At 62.8% G+C, this 5,053-nt stretch carries 6 protein-coding genes, 2 tRNA genes and 1 rRNA gene; 7 read left to right on the forward strand and 2 right to left on the reverse strand.

Annotated features, from left to right (window positions below; all coding sequences use genetic code 11):
- Positions 1-174 precede the first annotated feature (174 nt).
- The 4 genes from Q0Y09_RS10785 (at position 175) to Q0Y09_RS10800 (ending at position 1,918) form a co-directional block, all read left to right on the forward strand.
- Positions 175-250: transfer RNA gene (locus tag Q0Y09_RS10785), tRNA-Lys, on the forward strand.
- Positions 251-253: 3 nt separating this feature from the next.
- A tRNA-Glu gene (locus tag Q0Y09_RS10790) sits at positions 254-328 on the forward strand.
- Positions 329-377: 49 nt separating this feature from the next.
- Positions 378-493, forward strand: a 5S ribosomal RNA gene (gene rrf, locus Q0Y09_RS10795).
- Between the two features lie 96 nt (positions 494-589).
- Entirely contained in the window at positions 590-1,918 is a 1,329-nt protein-coding gene (locus Q0Y09_RS10800) for an MATE family efflux transporter (RefSeq protein ID WP_297721330.1), read from the forward strand.
- On the opposite strand, the gene Q0Y09_RS10805 is transcribed toward Q0Y09_RS10800, so the two are convergent.
- Positions 1,888-2,520 carry a DUF1643 domain-containing protein gene (locus Q0Y09_RS10805; RefSeq protein WP_297721333.1) on the reverse strand — a complete coding sequence of 211 codons (633 nt, stop codon included), beginning with the start codon at positions 2,518-2,520 and terminating at the stop codon, positions 1,888-1,890. The genes Q0Y09_RS10800 and Q0Y09_RS10805 overlap by 31 nt on opposite strands.
- Before the next feature lie 114 nt (positions 2,521-2,634).
- On the opposite strand from Q0Y09_RS10805, the gene sfsA reads away from it, so the two are divergent.
- The 3 genes from sfsA (at position 2,635) to Q0Y09_RS10820 (ending at position 4,734) form a co-directional block, all read left to right on the forward strand.
- Positions 2,635-3,321: a DNA/RNA nuclease SfsA gene (gene sfsA / locus Q0Y09_RS10810; RefSeq protein WP_297721337.1), complete on the forward strand. Its 687-nt coding sequence runs from the start codon at positions 2,635-2,637 to the stop codon at positions 3,319-3,321.
- A 97-nt stretch (positions 3,322-3,418) separates the two neighbouring features.
- On the forward strand, positions 3,419-4,144 hold the full coding sequence (locus tag Q0Y09_RS10815; protein WP_297721341.1) for a GNAT family N-acetyltransferase: 726 nt from the start codon (positions 3,419-3,421) through the stop codon (positions 4,142-4,144).
- On the forward strand, positions 4,141-4,734 hold the full coding sequence (locus tag Q0Y09_RS10820) for an SGNH/GDSL hydrolase family protein (protein WP_297721345.1): 594 nt from the start codon (positions 4,141-4,143) through the stop codon (positions 4,732-4,734). Before Q0Y09_RS10815 ends, Q0Y09_RS10820 begins: the two co-directional genes overlap by 4 nt.
- Before the next feature lie 67 nt (positions 4,735-4,801).
- Here Q0Y09_RS10820 and Q0Y09_RS10825 read toward each other — a convergent pair.
- Positions 4,802-5,053: ATP-binding protein (locus Q0Y09_RS10825; protein ID WP_297721348.1), on the reverse strand; the 252-nt coding region annotated here is incomplete at its 5' end.

Here is a 5,053-nt window from a genome sequence, read left to right on the forward strand (position 1 = left end):
AGCTGACCGATACTAATCTGCCGAGGGCTTGACCTTAACATGATTGTGCAGGCGCTTGTCCTTCTACTTCCACTTCGCATTGTTCGGTTTTGAGGGTGCAGACAAGATCCCCCTTTTGGGAAGGCAAAGTTGTCAAAGATTTCTTTGCATACTTTCTTTCTCGAAAGAAAGTATGCGCCTTTAGCTCAGTTGGTAGAGCAACTGACTCTTAATCAGTGGGTCCCCGGTTCGAATCCGTGAAGGCGCACCACATGGCCCGTTGGTCAAGCGGCTAAGACGGCGGCCTCTCACGCCGCAAACGTGGGTTCGATTCCCGCACGGGTCACCAATTTTAACTTCATATTGGTTTTAACTGTGTGAGAGCAGTTAAGATAGCAGTCGGTGCTGATTGCGGTGAGGGTCCACCCGTTCCCATTCCGAACACGGCAGTTAAGCTCACCTGCGCCGAAAATACTTGCCTGGAGACGGGCCGGGAAGATAGGTAGCGCCGACACAAAAAACGGACTTCTTCGGAGGTCCGTTTTTTGCTATGTCCAAAAGAGTACGGAGTGAAATACGCCGATTCATCAGACCATTTTGGAGGTTGAGCATGGAACTTCATAAGCAATTTCTGCGGGCGGTGCTTCCCTCTATGCTGGCCTTTGCCCTCTCCGGCGTCTACGCCATCGCCGACGGCTTTTTCGTGGGTAACGCCCTGGGGGACCAGGCGTTGGCTGCCATCAATGTGGCCTATCCCCTCACCGCTTTTTTGCAGGCGGTGGGGACAGGCATTGGCATGGGGGGCGCCGTTCAGTATGCCATCAGCATGGGCAGCGGTGATGAGCGGCTGGCCAAACGATATTTCACCATTTCATTGGCCCTACTTGCGGCAGCCAGCCTTCTGCTTACACCGCTGTTTCTGCTGGGAGCGGAGCGGGTACTGCTGCTGTTCGGCGCCCAGGATGATATTTTGGTGCTGGGCGAGGAGTATATCCGCTGGGTCAGTGTGGGGGCGGCCTTTCAGATCCTGGGGACAGGGACGGTGCCCTTCATCCGAAATATGGGGGGGTCAGTGGCCGCCATGACGGCCATGGTGGCCGGCTTCTGCACCAATATTTTATTGGACTATCTGCTGGTGTGGAAATTTCCGCTGGGGATGGCGGGTGCGGCTGCGGCCACCGCCATTGGCCAGGGCGTGACCGCTGCGGTCTGCCTGGGCTATTTTATGCTTCGGAAGGTCCGGCTGTCGTGGGATCTGGGGGGCCGGGGGCCGGCGCTGGTCCGGCGGGTGCTGACGGTGGGGCTCTCCCCCTTTGGGCTCACCTTTTCCCCCAACATTGCCCTCATTCTAATCAATAAAAGCGCCGCCATCTACGGCGGCGCTGCGGCGGTGACCTGTTATGCTCCGGTGAGCTATATCGCATCGGTGATTATGCTTCTCCTCCAGGGTGTCAGCGACGGAAGTCAGCCGCTGGTGAGCCGTTCCTATGGCGAGGGCCGGCAGGAGCGGGCAGACCGGTTCCGCAATATGGCCTATCTCCTCTCCTTTGTCACGGCTCTGCTCAGCGGCGGGGGGATCTACCTGCTGCGGGATCAGGTGGCGGCGCTGTTTGGGGCATCCCCGGAGGTGGCGGCGGAGGTGGCCAGGATCCTGCCCATTTTTCTGGTGGGCTTCCTGTTTATGGCGGTCTCCCGGGTGGCTACCGCCTGCTTCTATGCCACGGGCCGCGATCTCTGGGCCTGTATGTTGATCTATGGGGAGCCGCTGGCGCTGCTGGGGCTGCTGGCCGTTCTCCCCGCCCTGGCCGGCGGAGTGGACGGGACCTGGCTGGCCGTGCCGGCTTCACAGCTGACGGCGATGCTCCTGAGCATGATTTTCATGGTGCTGGAGCGTCGGCGGTCCGATGCTCAGGGTGCGCCCAGAACAGAGGACAGGTAGTCGGACACGTCGAAGGGGTCCAGCGGGCTGTCCTTGCGCAGGTAGAGGGGGTGGTGTGGGTGCCCCTTGACCGAACGCTTTCCGGCGGAAAACCACTGTGCGCCGAATTCCTGCCCCGCGGCGATCATATCACGCACACAGCCGGGCAGATAGGGGCGCTTTTCGATGATGTTCCCCCAGGCGGCCCAGATCGCCGGCTGGCCCCGCCTGGTCTGGGCCAGGGCGTAGCGGAAGGCCGCCATATTCTCAGCGTGCAGCTGGGGATTGAGCGTCCGTTCCATGTCGTCGGGGCGGGTGGCCCGCTGGGCGTACACGTTGAACATGATGAAGCTGTCGTAGCCGTTGCCCAGGGCGATGCGCTCCACTGATTTGAGGGTGTTGTCCAGCGCGTTTGGGGCGGCGGTGGAGGGATTGACCCCCACGCAGATGAGGGGCTTTTCCCCCTGGGTGCCTAAGATGTACCGATATTCCGCATAAAAATTGGGCACATAGAGCCACTGCTTCGTGTCATAGTCCGGCGAGGGCCGGAGAGCCTGCTCCAGCGCGTCGGCAAAGGGCAGGACGGTGAGCTGCTCGGTGGTGTCACAGACCGGGATGTGCATGGCGTTACCTCCTGACGGTGGGATTGGGACCGGCGGTCACAAGGCCCGCTGACCGGGCGTGTTGACGATGTTCAAACAAGCCCCAAGACTAAGGATACAGACAGGGGAGAAAAGATGCAATACCAAACTGTGAAAAAGGCGGTCTTTCTCCGTCGGCCCAACCGCTTTATCGCCCAGGTGGCGCTGGAGGGCGTTGAGGAGACCGTCCACGTGAAGAACACCGGGCGGTGCCGGGAGCTTCTGGTGCCGGGGGCTGTGGTCTATCTGGAGGACTGCGGCCGGCCGGGGCGGAAGACCCGGTATGACCTCGTCGCCGTGGAGAAGGGGGAGCGGCTCATCAATATGGACGCCCAGGCGCCCAACAAGGTCTTTGGGGAGTGGGCCGCCGCCGGGGGCTTCCGTGCAGGGCTCACCCTGCTGCGGCCGGAGACTACATGGGGGAATTCCAGATTTGATTTCTACTGGGAGTCATCAGAAACGGGCCGCAAGGGCTTCGTGGAGGTAAAGGGGGTCACCCTGGAGGAGGGGGGCGCCGTCTACTTTCCCGACGCGCCCACAGAGCGGGGGGTCAAGCATGTGGAGGAGCTCATGGCCTGCCGGGCGGCGGGCTATGAGGCGGCTTTGTGTCTGGTGGTGCAGATGGAGGGCGTGGCCTTCTGGTCCCCCAATGACCGGACCCACCCGGCCTTCGGCGCAGCGGTCCGCAGGGCCGTGGCGGCGGGGGTGGAGCTCTTGTGCATGGACTGTAAGGTGACGCCGGATTCCCTCACCATGGGGAGACCGGTGGAGGTCCGATTGTAAACTTTTTTGGGCGCGGCGGCAGACCGTTGCGCCGGCCCTCCAGCTGTGATATGATGGTTAACAAAGAGCATCATAGCGTGAAGGGGGGCGAAGGTCCATGGAGGACCAGATCACCAGGATCACCCAGGAGATACCGGTCCGGGGCATTGCCTATCTGATGCTCCGCCGCTGCCGGGCGGAGGGGCTGGAGGACGTGCTGGTCCGGGAGGTCCGGGCCCTGACCGACCTGGGCGCCCGGGAGATTTACGCGGCCTCCACCGACCCGGCGGTTCCCCTTGTGGAGGGGGCGTATGGGCCGGTTCGACTCACCCATGTCCACGACATGGTGGAGCTGGAGCGGGCCCTGGATGGGGACCGGCCCCGGCCACAGGGCGGGCTTGTGCCTGAGCCGCTGACCGGCGCTCTGGGGACGCGGTGGCTGGCCCTCTACAATGAGGCATTTGCCGCCGTGCCAAACGCCGCCACTTATGGGCAGGAGGAATTGGCAGAGCGGCTGGCCAGGCCGGGGAGCTGCGGCTTCGTGTTGGAAGGCGGGGAGCCGGTGGGCATCTATGAGCTGGACCTTGGGTCCGGGGAGATCGAGGGCATCGGTTTGAAACAGGCGGTCCGGGGCAGGGGGCTGGGCCGGGAGCTCCTGCTGCTGGCCATGGACCTGTTGGAACAGAGCGGATATGACCGCTGCTGGCTCCAGGTCTCCACAGCCAATCCGGCGGCCTGCCGGCTCTATCAGAAGAATGGCTTTACCATCAGAAATGTGCGTTCCCGGTGGTTCCGGACGGAGATCGAACAAGCGTCATGCGATGTGGAGGAGGATGGGAAATGAGCGTTCAGATTGTGGCCTTTGGGGACTCCAACACCAGATATTATCTTGGGGATACGGGGATGCCCGGTCCTCTGGAGGAGGCATGGCCGGCCAAGCTGGAGGCCATGCTTCGGGCCGGGGGCGTGGATGCGGCGGTGAGGAATGAGGGCCACCCCGCCGTCCAGGCCGACTACGCCATGGAGCACTTTGCCGAGGCGTCTGCCGGGGCCGACCTGTGCATCCTGGGCTTCGGTACCAACGACGCCAAAAGGCTGGAGGTCCCCCTGGGAGAGTTCCTTTCGGAGATCTCCGACGTGCTGGACCAGGCCGCCGAGGTCCAGACGCCCCTCATCCTGCTGGGTATCCCCTGGTTTTCGGAGGAGGTAGCGGGGCCGGAGCTCCAAAACCGTCTGCCCATCTGGAATGAATCCCTGTCCAGCCTGTGCGACCAGCTGGATATCCCCTTCGTGGACCTCTATACCCCCTTCAAAGCCGACCCTGAGCGGTGGTTCAACGAGCGGACCACCCCCAAGCGGCACCTCTCTGCCGAGGCGCAGACCAGGGTGGCCGAGCTGCTGCTCCCCCTGGTGCTGGAGCAGATGGAAAATTGAAAAAATAAGCACACCCTGTGGAAAAAACGCCTGCGCGCCCCGCTTGATCGGGGCGCGCAGGCGTTTTTTACGGCTTGCAAAGGGGGATTTCCACCCAGAAGCGGACGCCGGTGGGGAGGTTTTCCACCCCGCAGGCGCCGCCGTGGAGGGCGGCAGTCTCCCTGACCAGGGCCAGCCCCAGGCCGGTGCCGCCGCTCTGGCGGTCCCGGGCGGCGGCGGCGCGGTAAAAGGGCTCAAAGAGCCGGGGCAGGGCCTCCTCTGGGATGGGGTCGCCGTCATTTTCCACCGTCAGGCGGACGAAGGACCCCCGGTGCTGGAG

Source organism: Intestinimonas sp. (assembly GCF_026169115.1).
Taxonomy (GTDB): Bacteria; Bacillota; Clostridia; order Oscillospirales; family Oscillospiraceae; genus Intestinimonas.

Excerpts from the sequence above, each read along its gene's own strand:
- Q0Y09_RS10800 (WP_297721330.1), top strand. The coding sequence starts at position 590 with ATGGAACTTCATAAGCAATTTCTGCGGGCGGTGCTTCCCTCTATGCTG.
- Q0Y09_RS10805 (WP_297721333.1), bottom strand. The coding sequence starts at position 2,520 with ATGCACATCCCGGTCTGTGACACCACCGAGCAGCTCACCGTCCTGCCC.
- sfsA (WP_297721337.1), top strand. The coding sequence starts at position 2,635 with ATGCAATACCAAACTGTGAAAAAGGCGGTCTTTCTCCGTCGGCCCAAC.
- Q0Y09_RS10815 (WP_297721341.1), top strand. The coding sequence starts at position 3,419 with ATGGAGGACCAGATCACCAGGATCACCCAGGAGATACCGGTCCGGGGC.
- Q0Y09_RS10820 (WP_297721345.1), top strand. The coding sequence starts at position 4,141 with ATGAGCGTTCAGATTGTGGCCTTTGGGGACTCCAACACCAGATATTAT.